At 61.1% G+C, this 15081-nt stretch carries 11 protein-coding genes and 2 pseudogenes; 10 read left to right on the top strand and 3 right to left on the bottom strand.

Annotated elements, in window-relative coordinates:
- Window positions 1-90: 90 nt before the first annotated feature.
- From BLU35_RS25725 to msrA, 5 genes and pseudogenes are all read left to right on the top strand, one after another.
- Entirely contained in the window at window positions 91-1044 is a 954-nt protein-coding gene (locus BLU35_RS25725) for a LysR family transcriptional regulator (RefSeq protein WP_093235038.1), read from the top strand.
- Between the two features lie 265 nt (window positions 1045-1309).
- Window positions 1310-3189, top strand: a pseudogene (locus BLU35_RS36880) (ABC transporter ATP-binding protein).
- 41 nt (window positions 3190-3230) lie between these two features.
- Window positions 3231-4457, top strand: a complete 1227-nt coding sequence (locus BLU35_RS25710) for an alanine racemase (RefSeq protein WP_093235035.1) — start codon at window positions 3231-3233, stop codon at window positions 4455-4457.
- Between the two features lie 245 nt (window positions 4458-4702).
- Complete coding sequence (locus BLU35_RS25705; RefSeq protein WP_286161625.1) at window positions 4703-4900, top strand: hypothetical protein; 198 nt, start codon at window positions 4703-4705, stop codon at window positions 4898-4900.
- A gap of 224 nt (window positions 4901-5124) precedes the next feature.
- On the top strand, window positions 5125-5631 hold the full coding sequence (gene msrA, locus BLU35_RS25700) for a peptide-methionine (S)-S-oxide reductase MsrA (RefSeq protein WP_093235033.1): 507 nt from the start codon (window positions 5125-5127) through the stop codon (window positions 5629-5631).
- 161 nt (window positions 5632-5792) lie between these two features.
- Here the strand turns inward: msrA and BLU35_RS25695 are convergent.
- Window positions 5793-7903: pseudogene (locus tag BLU35_RS25695) on the bottom strand (carboxy terminal-processing peptidase); the annotation flags it as partial.
- A gap of 220 nt (window positions 7904-8123) precedes the next feature.
- On the opposite strand from BLU35_RS25695, the gene BLU35_RS25690 reads away from it, so the two are divergent.
- Both BLU35_RS25690 and BLU35_RS25685 read left to right on the top strand, forming a co-directional pair.
- Entirely contained in the window at window positions 8124-8717 is a 594-nt protein-coding gene (locus tag BLU35_RS25690; RefSeq protein ID WP_093235031.1) for a GNAT family N-acetyltransferase, read from the top strand.
- 337 nt (window positions 8718-9054) lie between these two features.
- Window positions 9055-10428, top strand: coding sequence for an enoyl ACP reductase FabMG family protein (locus tag BLU35_RS25685; protein ID WP_093235030.1), 1374 nt, complete (start codon window positions 9055-9057; stop codon window positions 10426-10428).
- 35 nt (window positions 10429-10463) lie between these two features.
- On the opposite strand, the gene BLU35_RS25680 is transcribed toward BLU35_RS25685, so the two are convergent.
- Window positions 10464-10955 (bottom strand): AIR synthase-related protein, encoded by a 492-nt coding sequence (locus tag BLU35_RS25680; protein WP_093235029.1) that lies wholly within the window; start codon window positions 10953-10955, stop codon window positions 10464-10466.
- 129 nt (window positions 10956-11084) lie between these two features.
- Here BLU35_RS25680 and BLU35_RS25675 point away from each other — a divergent pair, with 129 nt between their 5' ends.
- Window positions 11085-13187 carry an oxidoreductase gene (locus BLU35_RS25675; protein ID WP_093235028.1) on the top strand — a complete coding sequence of 701 codons (2103 nt, stop codon included), beginning with the start codon at window positions 11085-11087 and terminating at the stop codon, window positions 13185-13187.
- Between the two features lie 368 nt (window positions 13188-13555).
- Window positions 13556-13966, top strand: a complete 411-nt coding sequence (locus tag BLU35_RS25670; RefSeq protein ID WP_093235027.1) for a GFA family protein — start codon at window positions 13556-13558, stop codon at window positions 13964-13966.
- 473 nt (window positions 13967-14439) lie between these two features.
- Here the strand turns inward: BLU35_RS25670 and BLU35_RS35760 are convergent, their stop codons facing one another.
- Entirely contained in the window at window positions 14440-14610 is a 171-nt protein-coding gene (locus BLU35_RS35760; RefSeq protein WP_093235077.1) for a hypothetical protein, read from the bottom strand.
- Window positions 14611-14818: 208 nt separating this feature from the next.
- Here BLU35_RS35760 and BLU35_RS36735 point away from each other — a divergent pair, with 208 nt between their 5' ends.
- Window positions 14819-15052, top strand: coding sequence for a helix-turn-helix transcriptional regulator (locus BLU35_RS36735; protein WP_093235026.1), 234 nt, complete (start codon window positions 14819-14821; stop codon window positions 15050-15052).
- Window positions 15053-15081: the final 29 nt, after the last annotated feature.

The following is a 15081-nucleotide window of genomic DNA, read 5'->3' as shown; positions in this document are numbered from 1 at the left end:
TTCTCGTTATGGGGGAGGCTAGAAGAGCCCTTGCACGTCTGTCCAATGTGTAATTAGGATAGACTATGCAAAACACGCATGAGGGCCAGCATGGAACTGCAATGGCTTGAAGATTTTCTGGAAATTGCCGCGACAAGGAATTTCTCGACGGCGGCGACGGCACGCAATATTTCCCAGCCCGCCTTTAGTCGCCGTATCAAATCGCTTGAGAACTGGATCGGCGCCGATCTCATCGACCGCAGCACCTATCCCGTGCAATTGACGCGGGCCGGCACGATGTTCCTGCCGGGCTGCCAACGCCTCGTGCGCGAAGCCTACCGGCTGCGCACCGATTGCCGCAATGTCGCCGGCGAGAGCTCGGCCATGCTGACGTTTACTTCGCTGCATACGCTGGCGATGTATTTCTTCCCGAAATGGATCGGCTCGCCGCTGATCTCGCGTTTGCCCCTTCGCACCAGCATGCACGCCGCCGACTTCCTTGAAAGCATCGATCACCTTTGCTCGGGCCAGTGCGATTTTGCCATCACCTATGTGCATCCCGATGGCCCGCCGGTACTGGAAGGCGGCCCGTTCGAATCCCTGCAGATTGGCAAGGACCGGCTCATCCTGGTGTCGGGAACCGACGAAAATGGCCGCCCGCTGTTCGACATCGACGTGTCCGAAAGCACGGAAATCCCCTACCTCGCCTATTCCTGGAGCGACGGCTACATCGGCAAGCTGGCGACCTTGATCCAGTCGCGCTGGCGCCGTCCGCTCAATCTCAGCACCGTCTATCAGTCGGGCCTCGCCGACGGCCTGAAGCACATGGCAGTCGCCGGCCGCGGTGTCGCCTGGCTGCCGCAGATCTGCGTGGCGGAAGCGATGCGGCAGGGCCGCCTTGCCCAGATCGGCGGGCCACAGATGTCACTCGAAATGGAAATCCGGATCTTCAGGCGCGCCGGTCCCGGCAGTCCTGACAGCGATGGGTTGTGGCAGCATCTGAAGCAGTGCGCGGCGCTGCCGCAGTACAAAAGTGGCTTCGATGTCGATATCGACGCCGCCTAGAGCGTCGTGGCGCCCAAAGGCAGCGGATCGCCGCCTATGCGAAGACAGGCGATGCAATGCACGAAACGCATAGTTTTGCCTGCCACATTCGTGACACATTGATTTCACTCGGTTTTGTGACATCGGCGGAAGGCCGTGGTGCAACGCACAGGCCGTGGCGGCCCGCCTCACCGGGACGACCTGCCACTCAACCATATTGACAGGATGCAACCTCGTTGCGAGACCTGAGGGCGCAACGTCCCCTCGCAATCGGGTCCATGTGCTGATGCCCCTGTCCAAATCCGCAACACCTGAACTGCCCGAGGGTGTCATCCTTTCCGTCGAAGATCTTGAAGTCTGTTTCGCCGCCCACACCCGCGCCGAGCTGCGCGCGGTACGCGGCGTCTCCTTTCGCATAGCGCGCGGCGAGACCGTCGCGCTGGTCGGCGAGTCCGGGTCCGGCAAATCGGTCACGGCCATGACGATCATGCGGCTGACCGAATACGACGGCGCGACCATCACCGGCGGGCGAGTGCTGATGCGTTTGAAGGACGGCACGGTCGCCGACCTCGCCAAGCTCTCGGAAAAGCGCGTCGAAGCTCTTCGCGGCGCGGACATCTCGATCGTGTTCCAGGATCCGATGTCGAGCCTGAACCCGGTCTTCACCGTCGGCGACCAGATCGCCGAGGCGGTGATCCATCACCAGGGCAAGACGCCGGAGGAAGCGCGCCAGGTCGCGCTCAACACCCTCAAACTGGTCCGCGTACCCGATGCGGAGCGCCGGCTCGACCAATATCCGCACCAGCTTTCCGGCGGCATGCGCCAGCGCGTCATGATCGCGATTGCCCTTGCCTGCCGCCCATCGCTGATGATCCTCGACGAGCCGACAACCGCGCTCGACGTGACCATTCAGGCGCAGATCCTCGATCTCGTTCGTGCCCTGCAGCGCGAAATCGGTATGTCGGTGCTGTTCATCACCCACGACATGGGCGTCGTCGCCGAAGTCGCCGACCGGGTCTGCGTCATGCTCAAGGGCGAGATCGTCGAAACCGGCTCGGTCTACGACATTTTCGCCAAGCCGAAGCATGCCTATACACGCGCCCTGATTTCCGCCGTGCCACGCCTCGGCAGCATGGCCGACAAGGATGCGCCGGAAAAATTCCCGCTGCTGGTGTTTGAACCGGAGCAGCAACTCGCGGAGGCGACAGAATGAACGCGTCTGCGCAGATGACGGACGCCCGGCGCCCTCTCGTCTCGGTGCGCAACCTGGTCACGCGCTTCGACCTGAAGGCGGGGCTGTTCGGCCACGTCTCCGGCCGGGTGCATGCGGTGGAGAACGTCACCTTCGATATCTTTCCGGGCGAAACCCTGGCGCTGGTCGGTGAATCCGGTTGCGGCAAGTCGACGGTTGCCCGCTCGATCATGCAGCTCGATCGACCACGGTCGGGCTCTATCCGCTTCGATGGAACCGAGCTGATCGGCGCGCCGCGCCCCGTCCTCGCGAGATTTCGCCGCGAAGCCCAGATGGTCTTCCAGGATCCTTTCTCCTCGCTCAACCCGCGCATGACGATCGAGCAGTCGCTGATGGACCCGATGCGGGTTCACAAGCTGGGCTCGACGGAAGTCATGCGCGCCCGCGCCGCCGAGCTTCTGGCAAAGGTCGAGCTTTCGCCCGAGCACCTCGAGCGCTATCCGCATGCGTTTTCCGGCGGCCAGCGCCAGCGCATCTGTATCGCCCGCGCGCTCGCGCTCAACCCGCGTCTCATCGTCGCCGACGAGGCCGTCGCCTCGCTCGACGTGACGATCCAGGCGCAGGTCATCAACCTTCTCATGGACCTGCAGCGCGAAATGCAGATCGCCCTGCTGTTCATCAGCCACGATATGGCCGTGGTCGAACGCATCGCCCACCGCGTCGCCGTCATGTATCTCGGCGAGATCGTCGAGATCGGCGATCGCCGCTCGGTATTTGGCAACCCGCAGCACCCCTATACCCGCAAGCTGCTATCGACCGTTCCGATCGCTGACCCGACACGCCGCCCGGAAGGACGCCAGCCGATGTCCGACGAAATCCCGAGTGCGGTGCGTGCGCCGGACTTCGTGCCGCGCGAACTGCCGATGCGGCAGATCTCATCGAGCCATTACGTGCGGCAGGTCGTAGCCGGCTGACAACGGCCGCAATTTCCCGTTCCAGATCAGAGTAACCCAACATGAGCACTTCCGAAGTGACGCAATCGGCTGCGAGCGCGGCCGGCATGGCGTCGGCAGACATCGACAACGGCGCAAACGAGGTGAAGGCCGAGGGCTTCCTGCGTCCAACGGCTGCCGAGCAACCGACGCCCTATATCGAAGTCGACGAGAGACGGCTTACGCGCAACATCAAGGGCATGCAGCAGCGCGCCGACGCGGCCGGCGTCACGATGTTTCCGCATGTGAAGACGCACAAGAGCCTCTACATCGCACGACAGCAGCTCGAGGCAGGCGCGCGCGGCATCACCGCATCCAAGCCCAGCGAGGCACTGATCTTCGCCGAAGCCGGAATCCCGTCGATCATCCTCGCCTATCCCATCGTCCGCGCCGCGTCACTCGATCGCCTGCTGCCTGTCGTAAAGGCGCGGGGCGTCGAGCTGCGTACGATTGCGGCGAGCGAAACGGGTGTCGATGCGCTGTCGGAAGCCGCCAACCGACACGGCGTCGAGATCGGCGTGTTCCTCAAGATCGACGTTGGCCTCGGTCGCGTCGGCCTCAAACCCAATGGTCCGGCAGCGCTCGATTTGTGCGCAAGGATCGCCGCCACCGACGGCCTACGTTTTGCCGGCCTGCTTTCGCACGCCGGACATGCCTACGCGGCTTCCCAACCGCACGCCCTAGCCAAAATCGCCCGCGATGAGGCGACAGACCTCGCCAGTCTCGCCGACCGGCTTCGCGAGCGCGGAATCGCGGTCGACTGCATTTCCGTCGGCGCGACGCCGACTTGCCAGGGCGCGCCGCTGCCCCAGGAGGTCGACTGTATCCGGCCCGGCAATTACGTCTTTCTGGACGGCACCGCGCTCCGGCTTGGTATCTGCTCCGCCGACGACCTCGCGCTTTGCGTGGTCGCCCGCGTCGTTGCCTCCAACGACACGCACTTCGTCATTGACGCCGGCTCGAAGTCCATGAGCTCCGATCGCGGCGCGCATGGCATGGGTGGTGCAGGCTTCGGCACTGTCGTCAGCGCCGACGGCGACGGCGAAACCGGTATGTGGACACTCGAACGACTGTCCGAAGAGCATGGTTTCGTTCCCTTCTCGGGACGTCCCTTGCCGCTCGGCAGCCGCGTGCGTGTGTTCCCCAACCACTCCTGCGCCTCAATCGCCAACTTTGACAGTTTCATCCTACGTCGCGTCGATGGTACCGCGCTCAGCCTGCCCGTGGATGCCCGCAGCGGTCAGACCTGACGAGCCTCACCGGCTTTACCAATCTCAACTCTCTCTCCCTCGCACCGCCAGCACATCGCCGGGAACCGTCCTCGTCTTGCAGCGTTTCCTGTTCCACCGGTGCTTTCGGACGCTGGACCGCACAAGAGGACCTGGATCGTAAAGATCACGGGTCAGAGCAGAGGGCAAAAGACGATATGGGTTTGGTGCAACTCGGCCGGGCTCGCCTTGCGCTGGTGCTTCCACGGCATCGCGAACTCCTGCGCATGACAAAGGACCAACAGCTCTACGACCTTTACGAGGCCTATGCGCGCGAGTCGATGACGCTCGACAATCTGTTGCGGGAACTTCCGCGCCGCGAGAAGCAGGTATCCGAACATCAGCAAATCTGCCTGGACCTGCAGGCCGAAGTGGTAACGCTGCTGACGCGGCTCGCAGAGCCGCTCAAGCCGGGAGCGTTGTAGCATTCGGCCGCGACAGCCCCGGAGGCACCGTGCCCGACGCTTAACGCTTTTAAGAGACCCGGAAATAGTCTGTCGCTACTTCCAGAGCCTCAGCTCGGAATTCGCCCCGAAGGCCTCCTGATCTGAGCAAAACGAGTTCCTATATTACAGTTCCGTCGCCGGCGGTTCATTCCCCGTGAGCGGAGATGAGACCAAGGCGTATTTATCAACCGGAGGAATTCTGGATGACCAAGAGAGCTGTTCTGGCCGGTGGCTGTTTCTGGGGGATGCAAGACCTGATCCGCAGGCTTCCCGGCGTCACCGATACGCGCGTGGGCTACACCGGTGGCGACGTGCCCAATGCGACCTACCGCAATCACGGCACCCATGCCGAGGGCATCGAAATCCTCTTCGATCCGGAGAGGATCAGCTATAGGCGAATTCTGGAGGTCTTCTTCCAGATCCATGACCCGACCACGAAGAACCGCCAGGGCAATGACATCGGCATGTCCTATCGGTCGGCAATCTATTACGCCGATGACGAGCAGAAGCGAATTGCCGAAGATACCATCGCGGACGTGGAAGCATCAGGCCTGTGGCCAGGCAAGGTCGTGACCGAAGTGGAGCCAGTGGGAGATTTCTGGGAGGCCGAGCCGGAGCACCAGGACTACCTGGAGCGCTATCCCAACGGCTACACTTGCCATTTCCCGCGCCCGAACTGGGTTCTGCGCCAGCGGTCGGCGGCGGAGTGACCGTTCTGGCAGATGTGCCTGAGCTCCCCGTGTCATGCATTAGGCTCTGTGGTCGTGGGGATGCCGGATAAAGCTTGGGCCCAACCGGTCGGATGGGCCCTTATTCGAAAGCATATCTTCTGATGTGGTAGTTGGCTGGGGGTGACACGGGTCTGATTAGTCCCACCCGTGCTTCCCGATCGTTTTGTGGCCGCCGCTAGCACGCCTTCCTGCAAACGGCCTCATCGGCAAGAATGGCGGCTGCCTCGTTCAGCAAGACGTCCTTTGCGTTCTTGCGGGCATTCTCGATGGCAATGTCAGCACTCAGGCTCCGCTCGTTTGCATTGAGACCATCATCTCCGCCAGTATCCTCGCCATCGCCTGCTTGCGCGCGAGACTTCCGTCGATTTTCTCGGGCAGTCAATTCTTTGCGGCGTTCGGCTTCATTGAGGGAGACTACCCCTTTCTCGCGCTGCGCTTTCACCTCGGCAATGTCTTTCAACAGGCGTTGGAAGTCCGGATCGCTCTCAACCCGCGCATCATGGCGGCTTTGCAGTTTCGGCAGCAACGTCGTCACCGTGTCGGCGGGCGCATACTTCGCGGGCTTGATCTGCGCCCACGGCAGGGCATTGTCATAGCTGGTCTCGCCAAAGGTTGTCGGGTCGGAAAGTGCCGGCAGGCTGATATCAGGGGTCACGCCGCGCAGTTGCGTCGTGCCGCCGTCGATCCGGAAAAACTGGGCAATCGTCACTTTCAGCTCACCGAATTCGGGTTTGCTGTTGCGGACTATCTCGTCAAGATTGACGACGGCTTGAACGGTGCCCTTGCCGAAACTGGGTTCGCCAATGATCACGCCTCGACCGTAGTCCTGGATTGCCGCGGCAAAAATCTCCGAAGCCGACGCCGAGCCGCGATTGATCAGGACACCCACAGGGCCTGTCCAGGCAGGCGCTGGAAAATCAGCGCTTCTTACGTCGACCTTACCGTCGCTACCGCGTTGCTGGACGACCGGACCATTGCCGATGAACAGGCCGGTTAAATCAATCGCCTCGTCCAGTGAACCGCCGCCGTTGTTCCGCACGTCAATGAGAACGCTGTCGACTTTTTCCCGCTTGAGTTCGTCGAGGAGCTTTCGGACATCGCGGCTCGCGCTTCTATAGTCCTTGTCGCCTTTGCGCCGGGCTTCAAAATCCTCGTAGAACGCCGGCAGCGTAATCACCCCGATCTTGCGCGTGGCGTCGCCCGCTTTCACAGTGAGCACGGTCTTCTGCGCAGCCTGCTTTTCAAGGCTGATTTTATCGCGCACCAGGGTGACGACGTGATGAGTGGCATCAGCTCCGGCATCTGCCGGCAGGATGTCCAAGCGCACGACGGAGCCTTTTTTCCCGCGTATTAGTTGCACGACTTCATCCAGCCGGGTGCCAACCACTTCCTTTATCGCCCCGTCCTTGCCCTGACCAACACCGGTAATGCGGTCTCCGACCGCAAGCTTGCCAGAAAGCTGCGCCGGCCCGCCGGGCACGAGCTCGCGGATCGTCGTGTAGTCGTCGCGTTCCTGCAGCACCGCACCGATACCAACCAGGGAAAGCTTCATGGCGATGTTGAAATCGGCCGAAGCGGTCGCGCCGAAGTAGTCCGTGTGCGGGTCGACCGACGTCGTGTAGGCGTTCATGAACGATTGGAAAACGTCATCGCTTTTATACTTGTAAGCGCGATCGAGAGCGTTTGTGTACCGCTTGGCGAGCGTTTCGCGAATGGCCGCGTCGGTCTTGCCGCCCAGTTTCAACCGCAACCAGTCGCTTTTTACGCGCTTGCGCCAAAGCTCGTTGCTCTCGGCTTCCGATTGCGGCCAAGGTGATTTGTCGCGCAGTACGGGATAGTCTTCCTGCGTGCTGAAATCGAAGTCCTGTTTAAGCAAGTCGCGCGCGTAGTTCATGCGGTCGACAACGCGCTTCCCGTATACGTTGAAGATCTCGAACGGGATCTTCAAATCCTTCTGTTTGATGGCGTCGTCGATCTCACTGCGGTCAGACATGAAACTGTCGATGTCCGCCTGCAGGAAAAGCACGCGATCCGGATCCAGTGATTCGATGAACCGATCCATGATCCTGGCCGACAAGGCGTCGTCGAGTTGAACCGGCTTGTAGCTGAAACGTGAGAGAAATTTTGCACTCAACTGCGCCGCTTGTGCCTGTTGCTTCAGCGGCTCCAAAACAGGCGGTGGGGCGACTTCAGCATAGGCGGACTGTACGATTGCAAGAAATGCACCAAGGAAGACGTATGATATGCGCATTCAGCGTTGATCCAATTCTTAATGCCGAGTGTCGATGCCAATCTAGGTGAAGCAATTATGGTTTTTTGGCAACCGGGTGGATCATGCGCGGCAGTTCTTACGACCGAATGACCGCTCAATCGACGGCGAGGTCGATCCCGCCGCCGTCAGAATGACCTCCACGTCATCAGAAAAACCTCATATGATAGCCGTCCGCCCAAATGCTTTCTGGAGGATCCAGATGATCCGGCTCGAACCACCGCTACGAGTTGCAAGCGAGACAGATGCGAAGGCGTTGGCCGATCTCGTCAACTTCGCGGGCGAGGGTTTGCCCCTGTACATCTGGGAGGGGCTTGCCAAGGACGGGCAGGATCCATGGGAAGTTGGTCGCGCCCGACAAATGCAAAGGGTGCGCGAAGGCCAGATTGTGGTTGTGGATTTCGGGGATGGCGCCGTAGCAAGCCTGACTGGTTACCGGATTGGATCGGAGCCCGAGCCAATTGCCGATGATTTCCCCGCCCTGTTCCGGCCGCTGCAAGAACTGGAAAACAAGGCACTCGACAGCTGGTATGTCAATGTACTGGCCTGCTATCCCGAGTACCGAGGGCAAGGGCTTGGCTCACGCCTGCTCGGTCTGGCAGAAGAGATAGCGCGGGATCAGGCGCTCCGTCGGATGAGCGTCATCGTCGCCGACAACAATGTGAGTGCCAGACGACTGTACGAGCGCAGCGGCTACGAGCAAGTGGCAACGCTCGCGTGTGTCCGGGAAGGCTGGAAGGGCGATACGGAAAACTGGGTGCTTCTGATGAAATCGCTTCCTCCATCGGATGGCTGATGAGTCCCACTGCCCTCGGGCTCGGAACATTCCGCGCTGCGGTCATGAGACCAACCGAGGCACCTAATCGACACGCTAAAATCGTCTCGCCACACGCGCTGAGCCGCAACAGATCGCATCCCGAATCGCGCCGGCGCGACCGTGAGTTCCCTCTCTCGTGTGGTCAATCCGAGGGTCTCGACCCGCTTTTCTGGTGCCCGCCTCCGTTAAGCGAGTTCACGTTTTGAAATGAACGGTCACGCAATATGACTTCCTATTCTAGACCAATGTGGTCATGTGACGCTCAAAGTTCGTCCGAGTCACCCCTCGACGACCAACGGACCAAAGAGCTGACAGTATGGAAAACCCGATCGCATTGAACCGTCTTGCCGAAAACAGCGTCTTTCGCAAAGGAGATGTTTTCGTCCTCTTCGGCGAACTGTTCGGTCGCGGATACGCGACTGGCCTGCTCGACGAAGCCCGGCGGGCTGGTATGGAAATCGTGGGGATAACGGTCGGACGGCGCGATGAGAACAACGCGCTGCGGCCTCTGGACGCCGAGGAACTCGCCGCCGCCGAAGAGCGGCTGGGCGGCAAGATCATCAACATCCCTCTGATGGCGGGCTTCGATCTCGACGCTCCGGCCGGCGGCCCAACTGCGACCGATCTTCTCGCGGACATGACGCTGGAAAGCTGGCAGGACGACAAGCTCGACTGGGACTACATCAAACAGTGCCGGGACATCGCCACCGCGCGGTTCACGAATGCGCTCAAGGAGGTCATGGCCGCTCTCGACGGAATGATCGCTGACGGCCGCAACGTCTTTTTCGCCCATACAATGGCCGGGGGCATCCCGAAGGCGAAGGTCTTCCTGGTAATTGCCAATCGAATCTACAAGGGTCGTGGTGCCCGCCACATGTCGTCGCAAGCCCTGCTCGACAGCGATATGGGCAAGCTCATCCTGCAGAATTTCGACGAAGTCTCCGCAATCACGTTCCGACATCTCATCGACTACAGCACGGCGATCCGGGAGCGCATCGAGGCATCGGGCGGTCAGGTCCGCTATACGGCCTATGGTTACCATGGAACGGCCGTCCTGATTGACGGCAGCTACCGTTGGCAGACCTACACCAACTACACGCAAGGCTACGCCAAGATGCGGCTCGAAGGCATCGCGCAGGATGCCTGGACCGCGGGTATCAAGGCGACCGTCTATAACTGCCCTGAAATCCGGACCAATTCGTCCGACGTCTTCACCGGCATCGAGCTCCCGCTGATACCGCTTCTGCTTGCGTTGAAGAAAGAGAACGGCGGCCAATGGGCAGAGTACCAGTGGCAGGCCTGCCAGCAGCTTCTGGCCGACGGCTTCACGATGAAGGATGTGTTCCAGAAAATTACCGACATGCAGGCCAATGAAGTCATGCGTCCGTTTTACGACTTCTCGGCGTGGCCCATGGCGAACAGCCAAGCGCAGTCCGATCTGACAATCGGCACGTCCAACGAAATCACACAGATGCACCGCGACGGCAAGGCCATGATCAGCGACCACCTGAGCGCTCTGGTAGTGGAGGCGACGGGGCAACTCATCTTCGGCGCGTCGTCAGAACCGTCCGGTCCGGTCCAGTGGCTCAACCACGATATCGTGGCGCGCCGGCTCAACGCTTCCCACATGCAATGGGAATCGCCGTCGATCGCTGAAGGGGCGAAAGACTCTCAGCTCGAAGTGGCCTGAGGCGTCCCGCCCGCGTGCGCGGTCAACAACGCGCGCTACGCGACCACCAACTCCGCAGTCCCCGTCACGGCCTCCCCGATTACGGCCGCCTCAAAGCCATGCTTGCGGAAGACGTCGAGCACTTCCGGCGCGGACGATCGCGAGCAGGCGACGAGCAGACCGCCGCTTGTCTGCGGATCGTATAGCAGCGCCTTGTCGATCGTTCCCATCTCGCGAGAAAAGACGACCTCCTGTCTGTAACTCGCCCAATTGCGGCCCGCGGCACCCGTGATGAAGCCCTCCAGCAAGGGCACAGCGGACCAGTCGATCCGCAGCTGACAGCCCGAGCCGCGCGCCATTTCGAGAGCGTGACCGGCAAGGCCAAAGCCCGTCACATCGGCCATGGCGTGGACATCGGCAAGACGCGCGAGATCCGGTCCGGGCGTGTTGAGGCGGGTCGTGCTCTCGATCATGCGGGCGTAGCCGGCCTCGTCGAGCGCACCCTTTTTCAAAGCGGCGGAAAAGATGATGACGCAGCGCAATGACATCAAAACAATTTCCCATGGAAGAAACTATACAATCGTATAGCAATGGACTTGCGACGCGGCCGCGCCCGGTTATTCTGGGCTTCGGCGGCCTCGGCCGCCCCAATCGAAATTCTAATCGTGGTAGTAGCGATGTCCCGAGACCCCCGCTTCGATATTCTCTTCGAACCCGTCAAGATCGGCCCGGTCACGGCGCGTAACCGCTTCTATCAAGTGCCGCACTGTTCCGGCATGGGGTACCGTTATCCCAACGCAGAGGCCCACCTGCGCGGCATGAAAGCCGAAGGTGGCTGGGCGGTCGTCTCCACCCAGGAAGCGGAAATCCATCCAACCTCGGACCTGACGCCGGCCAACGAAGCGCGTCTTTGGGACGAGGGCGACCTGCCCGCGCTCTCGGCCGTCACCGAACGCATCCATCACCATGGCAGCCTGGCGTCCATCCAGCTCGTGCACAACGGCCTGCATGTCGCCAACCGCTTCAGCCGGATGATCCCGCTTGCCCCGTCGCATGCCATCAGCGACAGCCTCGACCCCGTCCAGGCGCGTGCGATGGACAAAGCCGACATCGCAGACATGCGCCGCTGGTATCGCAATGCCGCGTTGCGTGCCAAGAGAGCCGGTTTCGACATCATCTATGTCTATGCCGGCCACGACATGAGCGTGCTGCAGCACTTCCTGTCGCGCCGCCACAATGATCGCAGCGACGAATATGGCGGTTCCTTCGAAAACCGGCTGCGGCTTTTCCGGGAGATTCTGGAGGATACCCGCGAGGCGATCGGCGACACCTGCGCACTCGCCGTGCGCCTCGCTGTCGACGAATTGATGGGCCCATCCGGTATTACCAGCGAAGGGGAAGGCAAGGACATCATCTCGGCGCTCGCCGATCTTCCCGACCTATGGGACGTCAACCTTTCGGACTGGTCCAACGACAGCCAGACAGCCCGCTTCTCCGAGGAAGGCTACCAGGAGCCCTATATCCGCTTCGTCAAATCCGTCACGACCAAGCCGGTGGTCGGCGTCGGGCGCTACACCTCACCGGACAGCATGGTGCGGGTGATCCGCCAGGGTGTTCTCGACTTCATCGGCGCGGCACGCCCGTCGATCGCCGATCCCTACCTGCCGAAGAAGATCGAGGAGGGACGCATCGACGACATCCGCGAATGTATCGGCTGCAACATCTGCACTTCCGGCGACAATACCAACGTGCCGATGCGCTGTACGCAGAATCCGACAATCGGCGAAGAATGGCGCAAGGGCTGGCACCCGGAGATTATCGCATCCTCACCGGCGCCCGAGCCGGCGCTCATTATCGGTGGCGGCCCGGCCGGTCTCGAAGCGGCGCGTGCTCTTGCCCAACGCGGCGTCGACGTCGTGCTCGCCGAGGCGGGTGGAGAATGGGGCGGACGGGTCGCGCGCGAATGCCGCCTGCCAGGGCTTGCGACCTGGGGCCGCGTGCGCGACTGGCGCGCCGGCCAGCTGAGCACGCAGGTGAATGCCCAACTCTACCTGCACAGCCCGCTGAGCGCCGAAGACGTTCTGCAATACGGCATGCCTCATGTGGCGATTGCCACCGGCGCGAACTGGCGATGCGACGGCGTCGGCCGCACCCACCGCCTGCCCGTGGAATTCCTTTCGGAAGGCGCCCTCGTTTCGCCCGACGCCCTTCTTGTCGACGGCGCCGCGGCCGTGTCCGTCGACGGTCCGGTCGTAATCTTCGATGACGATTGCTTCTATATGGGCAGCGTGCTTGCTGAAATGCTGGCCAGGGCTGGCCGGGCCGTGACCTTCGTGACGCCCGAAGCCCAGGTTTCGCCGTGGAGCAAGAACACGCTGGAACAGGGACGGGTTCAAAGACGTCTCATCGAACTCGGCGTGGATATAATTCCTGCCATGGCGCTTGCCGGGCGCACGAAAGACCGGCTTGAGCTTTCCTGCGTCTATAGTGGAAAGACGCGGCAGATCGACTGCGTCACACTCGTCCCGGTCACGGCTCGGCTGCCCGATGAAACCTTGTGGCATGACCTGAAAGCACGGGAAGCGGAATGGGCCGATGCGGGGATCAAGACTGTTGTCCGGCTAGGCGACTGTCTGGCGCCCGGTCTGATCGCCGCCGCCGTCTATTCGGGTCACGAATATGCCCGAGCCTACCAGGAGCAGATCGACAGGGATTGCCCTCCTTTCCTGCGCGAAGACATAGCAGTGCTTCACGACAGGCTGGGTGGCTGGAACCGATAGCGGGCGCGCCGGTGCGCGTTGCCCTCAGCACAACCATCGCATTAAAGCTCGACGTTCGAGTTGCAAATACGCGCCTGCCGGCTTGCACGCATTCACGATCCTGAAGGCAATTCGGTTGAACTCTGGGACCCCCTGAGTAGTGATGAACGGTTCGCCGTCCATGCGCAGATAACCGCGAAGAACCGTCCATACGTCCTCGTATGGTTGCCCTCTAGACCTTGGAATGTCGCGCACTACTTCGTTACTTTGGCACGCCTGATATAGTATCGGGCCTCGCCCCTTCGCATTCTCGGCCGCAAGGATCTGTGGCTCGGATCTGCCCTTCGCCCCTCCAACGTATTTTCACCACGCAAGCGGGAGGACTTTCCATGGCCACTGCCCAATGCACCTGTGGCGCTCTTAAACTGACGTTTGGCGAACCGCCGCAATTGACCGCGCTGTGTCACTGTTTGGCTTGTCAGCGAAGAACTGGCGCGCCATTCAGCGCCAATGCGTTCTACTCTGTCGACTGCATCGAGATTTCCGGAGCGTCCAAGGAATTCGTTCGCACTGCTGACAGCGGGCGCAAGGTGCGAATGTATTTTTGCCCAACGTGCGGTTCTACCGTCTATTGGAGGGCCGAGGCCGCACCGTCCTGGATCGGGGTGGCGATCGGCTCATTTGCCGACCCGACATTCGCGCCACCTGCCCTGTCAGTGTTCGAACAGTCGAAGCACAAGTGGGTGCAGCTTGACGAGAAGGTCAGGCATTTCAAAGGCCTTCCGACCGGCCAAGATTAGTGCCGACGATACCCGCTGACGAGTGTCGAGGCGTGCGTGAGAGCGAGCATGGTTGCGCGCCCTCCCGGCCGCGCGTCGCCGTCACACTTGGCTTTGGATCCACTGCAAGAACTTGCTGATCGCCTTCTCTCGCGCGCGCCGCTCCAGATGCACGAGATACCATCCGCCCGGCTGCATGACATCCGAGGCCAGCGGGGGCAACGAGTGTACCGTTGGCAATGTCTGCCTCGACCGAAAACTGCGACACGACCACCACACCTTGTACATTGGCGGCCGCCTCTATCGCGAGCAGATTGCTATCGAAAAGCGGCGAGGATTTTTGGGAAAGACCGGTCGCTTCCACGCTGGCCGCCCAGGTTGCCCGCTGTCGTTCCTCTCAAGCGAAAACGCCAGAAGCAGCACGCCGTGGAGCGCAGGTCGATCGGGAAAACAACGCTAATCCAGGCATCGCCGGAGTCAAAGACAAATCGGCCCTAGTGCCCAGGCAAGTTCGGTGGCGCGACAAACTGGTAGTATGACCACACCCCGATCAACGCGGCTACCAGTGCCAGCCAAATCAACGCCTTTCGCTGCGTTGGACTGACCGGCTTGGCCTCCTTCTTTGGCTTCGGTCGTTCAAACTTGATGATTTTGTTGTCGTCCATCCTGATCCCATCCTGAACAAGTCCACTCAGCACTGCCCGCATGCCCATGCATATAGCGGGCACGGCGTCATTGATACGCCCTCAAGCTCGCCTTCTTGACCTAAGCACCTGATTTGGCGTCAATAAGATATGAACGCACCGCAGCATTCCAACGCCGTAGCCCTTTCGGACCGACCTTCGATGGCGCGAAGATCGTCAGCCTACGGGTCTGTCGCGGTCCTACCTCAGCAGCGCGTTTCGCCAATCCACCGACATGTCGGCGCATCAATGGCTGATGCAGAAGCGCATTTCGAAGGCGAAGGAATACCTGATGAGCACCGAATATCCTGTTGCTCAGATCGCACCTGTCCTAGGGTTTTCCGACCAGGCTCATTTTACCAGGGCTTTCAGCCAGACCGTCGGAATAAGTCCGGCGAAGTGGCGTCGTATGCGACGCCATTGAAGACCATAGGCAAATGCTTGTTCTCCCCA

The organism is Sinorhizobium sp. NFACC03 (genome assembly GCF_900103435.1).
GTDB lineage: Bacteria > Pseudomonadota > Alphaproteobacteria > Rhizobiales > Rhizobiaceae > Ensifer.
This window is presented reverse-complemented; position numbering and strand designations above follow the sequence as displayed.

What these genes read in the sequence shown, in the direction of transcription:
- BLU35_RS25725 (WP_093235038.1), top strand. Translation starts at nt 91, where the DNA reads ATGGAACTGCAATGGCTTGAAGATTTTCTGGAAATTGCCGCGACAAGG.
- BLU35_RS25710 (WP_093235035.1), top strand. Translation starts at nt 3,231, where the DNA reads ATGAGCACTTCCGAAGTGACGCAATCGGCTGCGAGCGCGGCCGGCATG.
- BLU35_RS25705 (WP_286161625.1), top strand. Translation starts at nt 4,703, where the DNA reads ATGACAAAGGACCAACAGCTCTACGACCTTTACGAGGCCTATGCGCGC.
- msrA (WP_093235033.1), top strand. Translation starts at nt 5,125, where the DNA reads ATGACCAAGAGAGCTGTTCTGGCCGGTGGCTGTTTCTGGGGGATGCAA.
- BLU35_RS25690 (WP_093235031.1), top strand. Translation starts at nt 8,124, where the DNA reads ATGATCCGGCTCGAACCACCGCTACGAGTTGCAAGCGAGACAGATGCG.
- BLU35_RS25685 (WP_093235030.1), top strand. Translation starts at nt 9,055, where the DNA reads ATGGAAAACCCGATCGCATTGAACCGTCTTGCCGAAAACAGCGTCTTT.
- BLU35_RS25680 (WP_093235029.1), bottom strand. Translation starts at nt 10,955, where the DNA reads ATGTCATTGCGCTGCGTCATCATCTTTTCCGCCGCTTTGAAAAAGGGT.
- BLU35_RS25675 (WP_093235028.1), top strand. Translation starts at nt 11,085, where the DNA reads ATGTCCCGAGACCCCCGCTTCGATATTCTCTTCGAACCCGTCAAGATC.
- BLU35_RS25670 (WP_093235027.1), top strand. Translation starts at nt 13,556, where the DNA reads ATGGCCACTGCCCAATGCACCTGTGGCGCTCTTAAACTGACGTTTGGC.
- BLU35_RS35760 (WP_093235077.1), bottom strand. Translation starts at nt 14,610, where the DNA reads ATGGACGACAACAAAATCATCAAGTTTGAACGACCGAAGCCAAAGAAG.